The organism is Helicobacter pylori (genome assembly GCF_002832345.1).
Classification (GTDB): Bacteria; Campylobacterota; Campylobacteria; order Campylobacterales; family Helicobacteraceae; genus Helicobacter; species Helicobacter pylori_CP.
Window position 1 is genome coordinate 56,623 of sequence record NZ_PHLZ01000006.1, and the last position, 14,961, is coordinate 71,583.

Annotated in this window: 13 protein-coding genes; 11 read left to right on the forward strand and 2 right to left on the reverse strand. The window is 38.7% G+C overall.

The window, feature by feature from the left end:
* Nucleotides 1-2: 2 nt before the first annotated feature.
* The 10 genes from CXY28_RS03055 to sabA all read left to right on the forward strand — a co-directional run bounded on the left by CXY28_RS03055 (nucleotide 3) and on the right by sabA (nucleotide 12,158).
* Nucleotides 3-464 carry a phosphoribosyltransferase gene (locus CXY28_RS03055; protein ID WP_050826430.1) on the forward strand — a complete coding sequence of 154 codons (462 nt, stop codon included), beginning with the start codon at nucleotides 3-5 and terminating at the stop codon, nucleotides 462-464.
* Between the two features lies 1 nt (nucleotide 465).
* Nucleotides 466-1,785, forward strand: a complete 1,320-nt coding sequence (rimO, locus tag CXY28_RS03060; RefSeq protein WP_100979421.1) for a 30S ribosomal protein S12 methylthiotransferase RimO — start codon at nucleotides 466-468, stop codon at nucleotides 1,783-1,785.
* A gap of 106 nt (nucleotides 1,786-1,891) precedes the next feature.
* On the forward strand, nucleotides 1,892-3,775 hold the full coding sequence (locus CXY28_RS03065; RefSeq protein WP_100979432.1) for a GTPase: 1,884 nt from the start codon (nucleotides 1,892-1,894) through the stop codon (nucleotides 3,773-3,775).
* Complete coding sequence (locus CXY28_RS03070) at nucleotides 3,765-5,477, forward strand: LeoA/HP0731 family dynamin-like GTPase (protein WP_100979422.1); 1,713 nt, start codon at nucleotides 3,765-3,767, stop codon at nucleotides 5,475-5,477. The genes CXY28_RS03065 and CXY28_RS03070 overlap by 11 nt, the downstream gene beginning before the upstream one ends.
* Nucleotides 5,478-5,640: 163 nt before the next feature.
* A complete protein-coding gene (locus CXY28_RS03075) occupies nucleotides 5,641-5,892 on the forward strand; it encodes a hypothetical protein (RefSeq protein WP_232779977.1) in 252 nt (83 codons plus the stop codon).
* An 8-nt stretch (nucleotides 5,893-5,900) separates the two neighbouring features.
* Nucleotides 5,901-6,968: an HP0729 family protein gene (locus tag CXY28_RS03080; protein WP_100979423.1), complete on the forward strand. Its 1,068-nt coding sequence runs from the start codon at nucleotides 5,901-5,903 to the stop codon at nucleotides 6,966-6,968.
* Nucleotides 6,969-7,003: 35 nt separating this feature from the next.
* Entirely contained in the window at nucleotides 7,004-8,020 is a 1,017-nt protein-coding gene (gene tilS, locus CXY28_RS03085; RefSeq protein ID WP_100979424.1) for a tRNA lysidine(34) synthetase TilS, read from the forward strand.
* Between the two features lie 93 nt (nucleotides 8,021-8,113).
* Nucleotides 8,114-9,100, forward strand: a complete 987-nt coding sequence (locus CXY28_RS03090) for a tRNA dihydrouridine synthase (RefSeq protein WP_100979425.1) — start codon at nucleotides 8,114-8,116, stop codon at nucleotides 9,098-9,100.
* Nucleotides 9,070-9,987, forward strand: coding sequence for an outer membrane beta-barrel protein (locus CXY28_RS03095; RefSeq protein ID WP_100979426.1), 918 nt, complete (start codon nucleotides 9,070-9,072; stop codon nucleotides 9,985-9,987). Before CXY28_RS03090 ends, CXY28_RS03095 begins: the two co-directional genes overlap by 31 nt.
* 218 nt (nucleotides 9,988-10,205) lie before the next feature.
* The gene (gene sabA / locus CXY28_RS03100; protein ID WP_100979427.1) at nucleotides 10,206-12,158 is read left to right on the forward strand and encodes a Hop family adhesin SabA/HopD; all 1,953 of its coding nucleotides are present in this window, start codon (nucleotides 10,206-10,208) and stop codon (nucleotides 12,156-12,158) included.
* 139 nt (nucleotides 12,159-12,297) lie between these two features.
* Here the strand turns inward: sabA and CXY28_RS03105 are convergent, their stop codons facing one another.
* A complete protein-coding gene (locus tag CXY28_RS03105) occupies nucleotides 12,298-13,350 on the reverse strand; it encodes a type II asparaginase (RefSeq protein WP_100979428.1) in 1,053 nt (350 codons plus the stop codon).
* Between the two features lie 74 nt (nucleotides 13,351-13,424).
* Between CXY28_RS03105 and CXY28_RS03110 the strand changes: the two genes are divergently transcribed.
* A complete protein-coding gene (locus CXY28_RS03110; RefSeq protein ID WP_100979429.1) occupies nucleotides 13,425-14,756 on the forward strand; it encodes an anaerobic C4-dicarboxylate transporter in 1,332 nt (443 codons plus the stop codon).
* 74 nt (nucleotides 14,757-14,830) lie between these two features.
* Here the strand turns inward: CXY28_RS03110 and CXY28_RS03115 are convergent.
* Nucleotides 14,831-14,961, reverse strand: a 131-nt coding sequence (locus tag CXY28_RS03115; RefSeq protein ID WP_120938328.1) for an outer membrane beta-barrel protein, incomplete at its 5' end; no start/stop codon positions are given.

Here is a 14,961-nt window from a genome sequence, read left to right on the forward strand (position 1 = left end):
CAATGCATTATTCTTATGAAGCCTTTTTGAAAGACAGCCTGGAATTAGCTAAACAAGTGGAGCGAATTTGTGGTGTCCCAGAAGCCCTTGTGTGCGTGATGCGAGGGGGCATGACTTTAGCGCATTTTTTGAGTTTGCACTGGGATTTAAGGGAAGTTTATGGCATCAATGCGATTTCTTATGACACCACCAAGCAACAAAACGCCCTAAAAATTGAAAATATCCCCACGATCAAAGATCATTTAAAAACCATTTTAGTGGTAGATGAAATCGTAGATAGCGGTAATTCTTTGGAAGCGGTGCTTAAAGTGTTGCAAGAAAAACACCCTAATAAAAAGTTTTATAGCGCGAGTTTGTTCCAAAAAACAAGCGCGAAATACAAAGCCGATGCGTTTTTAAAAGACGCTCCTGAATGGATTGATTTCTTTTGGGAAGTGGATTTGAAAAATTTAAAAAGCCATTAACATGCAAGTTAAAGAAAACAAACAACTTTGCTTAATCTCATTAGGTTGCTCTAAAAATCTGGTGGATTCAGAAGTGATGTTAGGCAAGCTTTATAACTACACGCTCACTAATGACGCTAAAAAAGCCGATGTGATTTTGATCAACACTTGCGGGTTTATTGAAAGCGCCAAACAAGAGAGCATCCAAACCATTCTCAACGCCGCTAAAGACAAAAAAGAGGGGGCGATTTTGATTGCGAGCGGGTGCTTGAGCGAGCGCTATAAAGATGAAATCAAAGAGCTGATCCCTGAAGTGGATATTTTTACTGGCGTGGGGGATTATGACAAGATTGATATTTTGATCGCTAAAAAACAAAACCAATTCAGCGAGCAGGTGTTTTTAAGCGAGCATTATAACGCGCGCATCATCACGGGATCGAGCGTGCATGCTTACATTAAAATTTCTGAGGGCTGTAACCAAAAATGCTCTTTTTGCGCTATCCCTAGCTTTAAAGGGAAATTGCAAAGCAGGGAATTAGACTCCATTTTAAAAGAAGTGGAGGATTTGGCTCTTAAGGGCTATAAGGATATGACTTTTATCGCTCAAGATTCTAGCTCATTTTTATACGATAAGGGGCAAAAAGACGGCTTGATTCAGCTCATTAAGGCGATTGACAAACAGCAAGCCTTAAAGAGCGCGCGAATTTTATACCTCTACCCCTCTAGCACCACTTTAGAGCTGATTGGCGCGATTGAAGACTCGCCTATTTTTCAAAATTATTTTGACATGCCCATCCAGCATATCAGCGACTCCATGCTTAAAAAAATGCGGCGCAACTCCAGCCAAGCGCACCATTTAAAGCTTTTAAACGCCATGAAGCAGGTTAAAGAAAGCTTTATAAGAAGCACGATCATTGTAGGGCATCCAGAAGAAAATGAGGGCGAATTTGAAGAATTGAGCGCGTTTTTAGACGAGTTCCGGTTTGATCGATTGAATATTTTTGCTTTCAGCGCGGAAGAAAACACGCATGCCTATTCTTTAGAGAAAGTGCCTAAAAAAATCATCAACGCCCGCATTAAAGCCTTGAATAAAATCGCTTTAAAACACCAAAACCATTCTTTTAAGGCTTTGTTAAATAGACCCATTAAGGCGTTAGTGGAAAATAAAGAGGGCGAGTATTTTTACAAAGCAAGGGATCTCAGGTGGGCGCCTGAAGTGGATGGGGAAATTTTAATCAATGACAGCGCCTTAACCACCCCTTTAAAACCCGGGCATTACACGATTGTGCCTAGCGCGTTTAAAGACAATATCTTACTCGCTAAGGTTTTAAGCCCTTTTTAAAAGTTAGCCATAAGGATAAAAGCACGACTAGAGCGTAGTTAGAGCGTGGGGGTTTGCGTTTTTTTTTGTTAAAATGCCCGAGAAAAATCCGCTTGAGGCATGCAAAATAAAAAACATTTATCTTGATGTGAAAGCCAATATTGAAAATCTCCAAAATATTTTTAAGAACACTGATAATGAAAATGAAAGACTAAAAAAATTCAACCAAGAAGCGTTGGAGGTATTCCAACAATTAGAATCTAAAAGTTTAAAAGAGCTTGAAAGTTTAAAAAATAATGAAGAATGGGAAAATTTTACCATTGCTTTTTATGGGGAAACCGGTGCGGGGAAATCAACCCTCATTGAATGTTTGAGGCTGTTTTTTAAAGAACGAAGTAAAGTAGATCAACAAGAGCACTTCAAGCGGCTTTATTCAACTTACCAAAACAATTATCAAAATGATGAACGCAAAAAACAAAATATTTTAAAAGAACTCCATTCATTGCAAGATGGAGCGATTATAGGCGATGGGAGGAGCGATTTCACTTTAAAAACACGATCTTATTCTTTCCAATACAACCATCAAAATTTTGTTTTGTTGGATGTGCCAGGGATAGAAGGCGACGAACAAAAAGTGATTGATCAGATTTCTAACGCAACGCAAAAAGCCCATGCTATTTTTTATGTTACCAAAACGCCTAATCCTCCACAAAAAGGAGAAGAAGGGAAAAGGGGAACGATTGAAAAAATCCAAAGACAGCTTGATTCGCAAACAGAGGTATGGGCGATTTACAACAAACCGATTACTAGCCCAAGAGCCTTAAAAGATGGGCTTATTAATAAAAACGAAAAAGAAAGTTTAAAAATTTTAGACGAAAAGATGAAGGGCGTTTTAGGCAAACATTACAAGGGTCATAAGGTGGTTAGCGCCCAAGTGGCTTTTTATGGCCTTTCACAAGCTTTGATCCCAGGGACTGATTTTGATAAAAAGAAACAAAAATTTTTAAAAGATTTTAAAGCAGGAGAATTATTGTATCAATCCCATTTCAAACTATTAGCAGAATTTATAGCCGAAGAGCTTCTTAAAAACTCGCACGCCAAAATCATTCAATCAAACTGCAATAAAGCCTTAAAAGTGGTAGAACAATTACAAAATACGATCAAAACCACGATTGAAAAACAGATCGATCCAATGATTAAAGACATGCAAGGGCACAAAGAAGAAGTCGAATATAGATTGGATCGTTCTACAGATAAATTTATATCAGATTTGAAAAATTCAGCACACAACGAAATCGATCGATTCAAATTTGGTATTGGCGAAATAATGGAAGAGCGTATTGAAAAAGGTGTTGAAGATGAGGAATGTAAAGAAATTTTTAAAAATGAACTCATTCAAGGAATTGAAACATTGCATGAAAACATAAAACGGCGGTTTAAAGAATGCACGGAACGATTTGATGAAGAGATAAAAGAAGCTATTAAACAACTTGAATACAGAATTAAAGATTCTCTAGCAATGTTAAAGTGCATCGGTATTGATAGTGGTAATTTTAATTTTAATTTTGATTTTAATATTGATAACGGCATTGATGGATTCGCATTAGGGGCTTCAATAGGAGGTTTGGTGTTGCTTGGGATAGTTAATATTTGGAATCCTGTGGGTTGGGTTGAAATAGGTATAGCGGGTCTTGTAGCATTAGTGGGGGCAGTTAAAGCATTGTGGAATGTTTTTAATCCAGACTATAAAAAATCCCAACAAAGAAAAGCAGTGAATGAGAAGTTAGATGAAGCTTGTGAAAAAATTTCAGAGAATGTGAAAAGCCGCATTGAAAGTTATAAAAAAGGCGCATTGGGAATGATTGAAGAACTCAACGCCGGTTTTAACAAACTTGTTGATCATTACGAACGCATGAAAGGACAATTGAAAGAAGCCCATGAAAGATTAGGATACATCTCTAATAGTATCAATCTAACAATATCAAAGCAAGGAGCATGCAATGAAGAATGAAACGCTAGAACAATTTAAAAGAAACCAAAAGAGGAATCAAGAAATTCTTAAAAAATTACTTGATTTTGTCCATACTGGGGAAAAATACGGTATCAAGGTTGAAGAGTCTCTCAAAGACAAGATCCATAATGCGATGGAAAATGTTGCCGGTCAAAAACTTAAAGTGGCTTTAGTGGGAGGTTTTTCTTGCGGGAAAACATCCATAGCGGCAGCTTGGATCGAGCGGTTGGATAAAGAGAGCATGAAGATAGACCACAAAGAATCCAGCGATGAAGTTAAAATCTATCACATAGATGATGAAATTGAGCTGGTTGACACCCCGGGACTATTTGGGTTTAAAGAAAAAATAACTGATAGCGGCAAAATAGAACGCTATAAAGATATTACAAAAAAATATATCAGCGAAGCCCACCTCATTTTATACGCGCTCAACCCGTCAAACCCTATCAAAGAAAGCCATAAGGACGATTTGAACTGGTTGTTCAGGACGCTCAATCTTTTATCCAGGACGATATTTGTCATCAGCCGTTTTGATGAAGAAGCGGATATTGAAGATGAAGAAGATTACAACAAAAGATTTAAAATCAAAAAAGAAAACATTCAAAACCGACTGAATGAATTGATTTCTTTAAGCGAAGAAGAAGAAAGTTTGACGATTGTCGCTGTTGCAGCAAACCCTTTTGATTTGGGGGTGGAACACTGGCTAAAGCATCAAGAAGAGTTTCAAAAACTCTCACACATCAAAGCCTTGCAAGACGCGACTCAAAAAAAGATTAAAGAAAATGGCGGGAAATTAACCATCATAGAAGAAGCCAAAAAAAGCGTCATTCAAGATGTGGTCTATAGGCAAATGCCGCCCGCAAAACAAGCGTTGCAAGATATTAATAGAGAAATGGAATATTTGAATAAAACGCTTGAAAAAAGGCGAAAGGAGATTCAAGATTTAAATAAAGAAATTTCTCAAGCCCGCATTCATTTAAGAGAATTTATAATAAGGTATTTTAGCGATCTCAGCCGTCAAGTTTCTGGCACCAGCCTAGAAACCTTTAATGATTTTGTTACAAGAGAAATAGGCGATGAAGGTAGCATTATAGACACAAGAGTCCAAAATGAATTTGAAAAACAAACGCAAGGGATTTCAAATGAAATTGCTAAAATCGGGACAACTTTTAATGCCGATATGAGTTCTTTTGAAAAACATGCCAGAATATTTGGAGAAATTGCGAAAAAATTAAGTCAAAGTAGGATTATCAATGCAACTAGCATCAAAGCGGCTAGAGATGGGATAGTGGCTGTGGCAAGATTTACAGGCATAGATTTGGCTTTAAAATTCAAACCTTGGGGTGCTGTCAAATTGGCAGGCAACATAAACAAAGGTTTACTGCTTATCGGTCTTGCTTTTGAAGTGTGGGATTCTTGGAAAGAAAGCCAAAAAATAGAAAAACTTGAAAAAGCTAAAGAAGAAATGAAATCTAATTTTGATGGACAAAAACAAGAAATCTTAGCTCTCATCAATGATGAAACCAGATTCAAACAAACATGTTTTCCAATGGCGTTGGAACTGGAAAAATGCATTCAAGAATGCGAAGAAAGCGTTAAAAAAACGCAAGAGTGCGCTCAAGGATTGGAAAAATGGATTCAAACTGGCGAAGATTTTATCAAGGGCGAAGATTTTATAGATGTTGAGCCTGAAGAGGAATGAACTAAAATTGTGTTAAAATTTCAAAAACGCATCAAAAAGGCTTTTTGGCTGATCTTGAAACGGGCTAATCCAACAAGCGGTATTTTAAATATTTCAATAAGGAAAGGCGATGTTTTCTAAAATTTGCGCATCTTTTAAGCTTGCCAACGCATTCAAAGGCTTTATATGCAAACGCATTTCAAGCCCTGGGCAAAGCGCTCGCATTACTAAGATGGTTTTGGGTATCAAAGACGCTTTCAATGACGATAAAGATCCATTGAATAACGCTTGTGAAGCTTTGGATTTGGTAGTGAAATTTAAGAAAGAGTACCCGCAGGATTTTGACGAATTGTTTGAAATTTTAAAAGATCTCATCCAAGAATACGAACAAAATCCTGATGAGATCAAGCAAAACCTCAAAGAAATCCTAAAATAAGACAAGGCATGAACCACCTTTTAATCCTCTACAATCCTTACTACCAACAAGATGTGATCCAACAACATTTAAGCGTTTTACAGGAAAAATCCCAAGTGGGCTTTGGTAAAATCCGATCAAAGCTCAACGATCAAGAAAAGCACGACTCTTTAGAAGAGATTTACAAAGCCACCAATGAAAAAAATTTTTTGCAGCTTTTTTTGACCGATTACGCTAATTTATTTGCCGCTAAGGTGATAAAGGTTTCTAAAGAGATTGATGAGAGTTTGATCCCTAGCTATTATAAAGAAAAAAATTTGGAAGTGGAAGACTTTTTTATTATCAGCGATTTAAGGGAATTAGTCAGAGAAGACTTCAGCCTTTTAAGAGATCAATTTTTAGCCAATTTCATCGTGCCAAACAACCACACTTACGCCATTTATGGGAATAATTATGTCTATCCTTTGCCGGTAAGGTTGAAAGAAGAGCGTTCTTATTTTTTAGGCGATGAAAAGCATTATCTGAGCGTGTATAAAAGCAAAGAATATTTAGATATGCAAGAAAATTTCATGCGTTTTGTTTTTGGCAAAAGGCTTTTTTATCTCTTACACTCTAACAGCATCAATAACATCATTCATGCAGAATTAGAGCTTTTACAAAGCGAAAACGATCTTTTGAATGATTTTACCAGTATCATCGTCAAATACTCCAAAACCTTAGAATACGAAATTTATACTTTTGCTAAACAAGTTCTTTTAAAGGCTTGCGAAAACGATCCCAACCTTTATGATTTAGTTTATAAAGTCCAAGGAAAATCTTTTACGCTTAAAGATTTTTTCACTAAAAAGCCCAATCTTGGGAGCGTTAAATTTTTACTCAAACACGAAAAAGTCCAATGCCATTTAGAAGAAAACTTAAATAGCTTCATCAATTATCCTTTTTCAAAAAGCCTAAGCCTCATTCAAAAAATCCGCAACGAAGCCGTCCACACAAAAGCTCCAGGTTTGCATGAAGTTGAAAAGCTTAGGAACGAAATTTTAGGCATAGAAGGCGCGAGCTTACTCAAAGGCATTTTAACCCACAAGGAAACTTCATAAAATCGCAACCCATTCAGCATGCGTTTAGCACCGATTTGATAGCGCGAGATTTTAAAACCTATTTAGAGCCTTTAAGAGAGGGTCAAAATTTATTGGGTTTTTCGGGTGGGTTGGATTCCACTTGCTTGTTCCATCTTTTAGTTGGAGAAAACATCGCTTTTGACATCGCTTTAGTGGATTATAACACGCAAAAACAACGCCTTAAAATCATCCAACACGCTCAAAAACTCGCACAAACACACCATAAAAAATGCTATATCCATTACGCTCCAAAAATCGCGCGCAATTTTGAAATGCAAGCGAGAAAAATTCGTTATGATTTTTTTGAAACCCTAATCAAAGAGCATTCTTACAAGCATTTGATTTTAGCGCACCACTTGAATGACAGGCTGGAATGGTTTTTGATGCAACTAAGCAAAGGAGCCGGACTGAACACGCTTTTAAGCTTTCAAGCTTATGAAAAAAGAGGGTTTTATGCGATTGTTCGCCCCTTGCTCTACACCCCTAAAGACACCCTTAAAACGCTCGCTAAAGATTTGAAATTTTTTGAAGATGATTCCAATTCTTCTTTAAAATTCAAACGCAATGTTTTCAGGAAACATTACGCTAACTCCTTGATGCAACATTATTCTAAGGGCATTATCCAAAGTTTTAAATTTTTGGATAAAGAAAAAGAGCGGCTTTATCCTTTAACACCCGTTTCACAAATGCATGGGATCACTTTTTTTAAGTATTCGCAAAATGCGCTTTTTATGGTGGATAAAATCTTAAAGCAAAAGGGGTATGTGTTGAGCTTTTCTCAAAAAGAAGAAATCAAACACCATTTTTTTAGCTTAGAAATCGCTCAAAAATTCATTATTGAAAGCGATAAAGAGCATGCGTTTATCGCTCTTAAACCCCCAAAAACTTTAAGCATGCCAAAGGATTTTAAAGAAAAAGCCAGGAGGTTAAATATCCCTAAACGCTTACGGCCTGTTTTATACGCAGAGTTTTTAAAACAACCAACGCATGATTTTTTAACCCGTTTCAAACAGAGTTTAATGGATCTATAAAAGAGCTTCATTTTAATCAAGCGGTAAGTTTTTAAAGCGCTTTTTAACCTTGATTGTGTCAAAATACAGCAAAAAACTTTGATATGAGAATAAATGGACTTTAAAAATAAAAAATGGCTTTTTCTAGCCCCTCTAGCAGGCTATACGGATTTGCCTTTCAGGAGCGTGGTGAAAAAATTTGGCGTGGATGTTACCACAAGCGAAATGGTGAGCTCGCATTCGTTGGTGTATGCGTTTGATAAAACTTCTAAAATGTTAGAAAAATCCCCTTTAGAAGATCATTTCATGGCACAAATTTCAGGCTCTAAAGAGGGTGTAGTCAAAGAAGCGGTGGAGAAAATCAACGCTTTAGAGCATGTGAATGGGATTGATTTTAATTGCGGTTGTCCTGCCCCTAAAGTGGCTAATCATGGTAACGGGAGCGGGCTATTGAAGGATTTAAACCACTTAGTGAAGCTTTTAAAAATCATCAGAGAAAACACCAATAAAAAGATCACAAGCGTGAAAGTGCGTTTAGGCTTTGAAAAAAAAATCCCTAAAGAAATCGCTCATGCCTTAAACGATGCACCGGTGGATTATGTGGTGGTGCATGGGAGGACACGAAGCGACAAATACCAAAAAGACAAAATAGATTATGAAAGCATCGCTTTAATGAAAGGGATTTTAAAAAAGCCTGTGATAGCCAATGGCGAAATTGACAGCGTGAAAAAAGCCTTTGAAGTCTTGCAAATCACGCAAGCGGATGGGCTGATGATAGGGCGAGCGGCCTTAAGAGCCCCATGGATATTTTGGCAAATCAGAAACAACACCACAAAATTGCCCGCAGTCGTGAAAAAAGATTTGGTTTTAGAACATTTTGATAAAATGGTGGAGTTTTATGGGGATAGGGGGGTGGTTATGTTTAGGAAAAATTTGCATGCTTACGCTAAGGGCGAAATGCAAGCGAGCGCATTTCGTAATTGTGTCAATACCCTTACAGAGGTAAAGAGCATGCGAGAGAGCATAGAGGAATTTTTTAATCAAGAAATGTTGCAAAGTGAAGTGCCATTATGGGTAGAATTGAATCAAAAAAGCGTTTGAAAGCGCTTATTTTTTTAGCGAGTTTGGGGGTTTTGTGGGGTAATGCCGCTGAAAAAACGCCTTTTTTTAAAACGAAAAACCACATTTATTTGGGTTTTAGGCTAGGAACAGGGGCTAACATGCGCACAAGCATGTGGCAACAAGCCTATAAAGACAACCCCACTTGCCCTGATAGCGTGTGTTATGGTGAAAAATTAGAAGCCCATTATAAGGGGGGTAAAAATTTGTCTTATACCGGGCAAATAGGCGATGAAATAGCTTTTGATAAATACCATATTTTAGGCTTAAGGGTGTGGGGGGATATAGAATACGCTAAAGCGCAATTGGGTCAAAAAGTGGGGGGTAACACCCTTTTATCCCAAGCGAATTACAACCCAAGCGCGATTAAAACCTACGATCCTGCTTCAAACACTCAAGGCTCTTTGAATTTGCAAAAAACCCCAAGCCCCCAAAACTTCCTTTTCAATAACGGGCATTTCATGGCGTTTGGTTTGAATGTGAATGTGTTTGTTAATCTCCCTATAGACACCCTTTTGAAACTCGCTTTAAAAACGGAAAAAATGCTGTTTTTTAAAATAGGCGTGTTTGGTGGGGGTGGGGTGGAATATGCAATCTTATGGAGTCCTAGTTATCAAAATCAAAACACGCAACAAGACGATAAATTTTTTGCCGCAGGTGGGGGGTTTTTTGTGAATTTTGGGGGTTCTTTGTATATAGGCAAACACAACCGCTTCAATGTGGGGCTAAAAATCCCTTATTATAGCTTGAGCGCACAAAGTTGGAAAAACTTCGGCTTTAGCAATGTGTGGCAGCAACAAACGATCCGACAAAACTTCAGCGTTTTTAGGAATAAAGAAGTTTTTGTCAGCTACGCGTTCTTGTTTTAGTGCGGTTTCGTTCACATTAAATACTGATGATAAAATTCAAAAGATGATTTTATCGTTACAAAAATCAACTTTCAAAGATAAATAAGTTAAAATACCCCAAAATCCTTTTTTTTTTTTTTTGAAATCCAATAAATCTATGGTAAAATCCAATCAGTTGTAAATCTATTATCATTTTAGAATATTTTAGCAACAAAAAAATTACTTTAAGGAACACTTTTATGAAAAAGACAATTCTACTCTCTCTCTCTCTCGCTTCATCGCTCTTAAACGCTGAAGACAACGGCTTTTTTGTGAGTGCGGGCTATCAAATTGGCGAAGCGGTGCAAATGGTCAAAAACACCGGTGAATTAAAAAACTTGAACGAAAAATACGAGCAATTAAGCCAGTATTTAAATCAAGTGGCTTCGTTGAAGCAAAGCATTCAAAACGCCAACAACATTGAATTGGTCAATAGCTCTTTAAACTATTTAAAAAGCTTTACCAACAACAACTATAACAGCACCACCCAATCGCCCATCTTTAACGCCGTGCAAGCCGTTATCACTTCGGTATTGGGTTTTTGGAGTCTTTATGCGGGGAACTACTTCACTTTTTTTGTGGGTAATAAGAATACTAAACAATCCGCTAATGTCTATGGTAACCCTCCTTTTCAAACGATTATAAACAATTGCTCAGGAATTGAAAACTGCGCTATGGATCAAACCACTTACGACCAGATGAAAAAACTCGCTGAAAGCCTCCAAGCAGCCCAACAAAACGCTACCACTAAAGGCAACAATCTTTGCGCTTTATCCGGGTGCGCCACAACAGAAGGCCAAAACCCACCAAATTCAACCGTAAGCAACGCTCTTAATTTGGCACAACAGCTTATGGATTTAATCGCAAACACTAGGACGGCTATGATGTGGAAAAATATCGTCATCAGTGGCGTTTCAAACACATCCGGTGCTATCACATCCACTAATTACCCAACGCAATACGCGGTGTTTAACAACATTAAGGCGATGATACCTATCTTGCAACAAGCGGTTACGCTTTCTCAAAATAACCACACCCTATCTGCTAGTTTGCAAGCTCAAGCTACAGGATCTCAAACAAACCCCAAATTCGCTAAAGACATCTACGCTTTCGCTCAAAACCAAAAGCAAATCATCTCTTACGCTCAAGACATTTTCAACCTCTTTAACTCTATCCCTGCAGAGCAGTATAAGTATCTACAGAAAGCTTATTTGAAAGTGCCCAATGCGGGTCAAACGCCTACTAACCCTTACAGGCAAGAGGTGAATTTAAACCAAGAAGTTCAGACGATTCAAAACAATGTGAGTTATTATGGTAACCGGGTGGATGCGGCTTTAAGCGTGGCTAAAGATGTTTATAACCTAAAATCCAATCAAACAGAGATTGTAACCACTTATAATGACGCTAAGAATTTGAGCGAAGAGATTTCTAAACTCCCGCACAATCAAGTCAATACAAAAGACATTATCACGCTACCTTACGATAAAAACGCCCCAGCAGCAGGCCAATACAACTACCAAATCAACCCAGAACAGCAATCCAATCTTAATCAAGCTTTAGCAGCGATGAGCAATAACCCCTTTAAAAAAGTGGGCATGATCAGCTCTCAAAACAATAACGGCGCATTGAATGGGCTTGGCGTGCAAGTGGGCTATAAGCAATTCTTTGGCGAAAGCAAAAGATGGGGGTTAAGGTATTATGGCTTCTTTGATTACAACCACGGCTATATCAAATCCAGTTTCTTTAATTCGTCTTCTGATATATGGACTTATGGCGGTGGGAGCGATTTGTTAGTGAATATCATCAACGATAGCATTACAAGAAAGAACAACAAGCTTTCTGTGGGTCTTTTTGGTGGTATCCAACTAGCAGGGACTACATGGCTTAATTCCCAATACGTGAATTTAACCGCGTTCAATAACCCTTACAGCGCGAAAGTCAATACTTCCAATTTCCAATTCTTGTTCAATCTCGGTTTGAGGACGAATCTCGCTACAGCCAAGAAAAAAGACAGCGAACATTCCGCGCAACATGGCATAGAATTAGGCATTAAAATCCCCACCATTAACACGAATTACTATTCTTTTCTAGGCACTAAGCTAGAATACCGAAGGCTCTATAGCGTGTACCTCAATTATGTGTTCGCTTATTAAAAAATCTCCTTTTTAAAATAGGGGGAGCTTCATCAAATCTATTTTGATAGTTATCAATATTTGATGAAAATAAAGTCAAAAACAAAATAAACCAGATCACTCAATTATCTTTGATAATCGGGTGATCTAAGAGAATCGTTTAATACTCTTCAAACATTTCTTGGATTTTTGCCTTATCATTCGTTTTAGTTAGAGCGAGCTGTAAAAGCACCCTAGCTTTTTGAGGGTTTAAGTTGTCGCTTGTGATAAAGCCATAAGCTTTGTCGTCAATCTCACCTGAAGTAATTTCACCGCTACCTACCCTGCTAGAACGAACAATAACCACCCCCATTTGGCTCGCTTCTTGCATCGCTTTTAAAAACCCAGTGCTCACATTCCCATTACCCACCCCGGCTATCACAACGCCTTTTGCATGCGAGTTTAGGCTCGCTTGGAATAAATCAGGGGTCATGCCGACATGCGTGTAAATAATATCCACTTTAGGCAAGGGGGTTTTGAGCTCTAAAAGGGAAAATTCGCTCTCTGTGGTGTGTTTTCTCAAAGGCTGCATGTAATAGCGTGTTTTGCCATAATACACGCTCCCTATCGCACCGCTATTTAGGGCTTTAAAAGTGGAAGTGTGGGTGGTGTGCGTTTTAATCACTTCCCTAGCGCTAAAAATATTATCGTCCATCACCACTAACACGCCCTTATTCGTGCTTTTTTCATCGATCGCTACGCTCAGCGCGTTATACAAATTCAAAGCCCCATCCGCGCTCAAAGAAGTAGCATTACGCATCGCTCCCACTAACACGACCGGTTTTGTGGAGCGTAAAACCAAATTTAAAAAATACGCGCTCTCTTCTAAAGTGTCTGTGCCATGCGTGATGACAACGCCTTGAATGCGGCTATTATCTAGCAATTCTTGGGCGCGTTTGGCGAGTTTGAACCACACCTCTTCATTCATGTCTTGTGAGCCGATGTTAGAAATCTGTTCTCCTTGAATGCGAGCGATCTTATTAAGACTGGGGATAGCCTTAAGAAGCTCTTTGATGCTCAACTCACCACTCTTATAACTACCCAAACTCGCACTCGCGCCACTACCTGCAATCGTCCCCCCTGTCGCCAGTAAAGCAATGGTGGGTAAATTTTGAGCCATGACTTGCCCCTTCAAACAAAATAAAAGAATCAACAATTTCAAAAATATTCTCATTATGGACCACCTTTTGAAATTAAAAGATTTTATAGTATAGTAAAACATCGTTAAAATAAATTTAAAAAGGGTTAATGGTGGATGCCTTTTTCCAAATTGCAGTGTTACTTTTTTCGCTTTTTTTAGGGGCAAGGCTAGGGGGCTTGGGAGTGGGCTATGCGGGGGGCTTGGGCGTGCTTGTTTTGTGCTTATTTTTGGGGCTAAACCCGGGCAAAATCCCTTTTGATGTGATTTTAATCATCATGGCAGTCATTAGCGCTATCAGTGCCATGCAAAAAGCGGGGGGATTGGATTACTTAGTCAAAATCGCTGAAAAAATTTTAAGGAAACACCCCAAGCAAATCAATTACCTCGCGCCAAGCGTGGCGTATTTTTTAACGATACTAGCCGGCACTGGGCATACGGTTTTTTCCTTGATCCCGGTGATTGTGGAAGTGAGCCAGAGCCAAAACATCAAACCCAAAGCGCCTTTAAGCTTAGCGGTAGTCTCTAGCCAAGTCGCTATTACTGCAAGCCCGGTGAGCGCGGCGGTGGTGTTTATGAGCGGTATTTTAGAGCCTTTAGGAGCGAATTACTTGACCCTTTTAATGGTTTGGATCCCTACGACTTTTTTAGCATGCATGCTCACGGCGTTTATTATGGGTTTTACTGATTTGAAATTAGACAGCGATCCGCATTATTTAGAGCGCCTGAAAGCAAGAAATTTTTCGCCCCCTAAAATCAAAGAAGAAAAAGAAACCCTAAAAAGCGCGAAATTATCGTTATGGATTTTTATCGGTGGGGTTGTAGCGATCGTGTTTTATGCGAGCGCGATTTCTAAAAATATCGCTTTTGTTAGCCCGGTGGTTTTAGGCAGAGATTACGCGATTGTGTCTTTCATGTTGAGCGTGGCAACTTTAATTACGCTTTTTTGCAAAATTAACGCTAATGAAATCGCTCATTCAAGCGTGTTTAAATCCGGCATGCAAGCGTGCGTGTGCGTGTTGGGCGTGGCGTGGTTGGGCGATACTTTTGTGAGCAATCATATAGATGAAATCAAGCGATACGCTTCGTTTTTGATCGCTGATTACCCGTTTTTATTAGCCGTAGCGCTTTTTTTGGCTTCCATGCTTTTGTATTCGCAAGCTACCACCTCTAAAGCGCTCATCCCAAGCGTGATCACAGCCTTAGGCATTAGCGCTAACCATACAGAGCATTTGTATATTATCGTGGCTTCTTTTGCGAGCGTTTCGGCGTTGTTTGTGTTACCCACTTACCCCACTTTACTAGGAGCGATCGCTATGGATAACACCGGCACCACTAAAATGGGCCGTTATGTGTTTGATCATGCGTTTTTGATCCCTGGGGTTTTAGTCGTGTTTTTGAGTGTGGCGTTAGGGTTTGTTGTCGCGCCGTTGGTTTTGTAGATTTTATCACCAACGATAAAAAGCTTGATGTTGCGATTTTTCTAAACCCCCTTAAAAAAGAGAGCTTGAATCACTCAGTAAGCAAACACATAATTGAGATACACGCTATAAAGCCTTCTATATTCTAGTTTGGTGTCTAGAAAAGAATAGTAATTCGTGTTAATGGTAGGGATTTTCACGCCCAATTCCATGCCATGTTGAGCCG

Coding starts and splice junctions, on each gene's coding strand:
- CXY28_RS03110 (WP_100979429.1), top strand. CDS start 13,425: ATGGTGGATGCCTTTTTCCAAATTGCAGTGTTACTTTTTTCGCTTTTT.
- sabA (WP_100979427.1), top strand. CDS start 10,206: ATGAAAAAGACAATTCTACTCTCTCTCTCTCTCGCTTCATCGCTCTTA.
- rimO (WP_100979421.1), top strand. CDS start 466: ATGCAAGTTAAAGAAAACAAACAACTTTGCTTAATCTCATTAGGTTGC.
- CXY28_RS03070 (WP_100979422.1), top strand. CDS start 3,765: ATGAAGAATGAAACGCTAGAACAATTTAAAAGAAACCAAAAGAGGAAT.
- CXY28_RS03080 (WP_100979423.1), top strand. CDS start 5,901: ATGAACCACCTTTTAATCCTCTACAATCCTTACTACCAACAAGATGTG.
- CXY28_RS03105 (WP_100979428.1), bottom strand. CDS start 13,350: ATGAGAATATTTTTGAAATTGTTGATTCTTTTATTTTGTTTGAAGGGG.
- CXY28_RS03090 (WP_100979425.1), top strand. CDS start 8,114: ATGGACTTTAAAAATAAAAAATGGCTTTTTCTAGCCCCTCTAGCAGGC.
- CXY28_RS03095 (WP_100979426.1), top strand. CDS start 9,070: ATGGGTAGAATTGAATCAAAAAAGCGTTTGAAAGCGCTTATTTTTTTA.
- CXY28_RS03055 (WP_050826430.1), top strand. CDS start 3: ATGCATTATTCTTATGAAGCCTTTTTGAAAGACAGCCTGGAATTAGCT.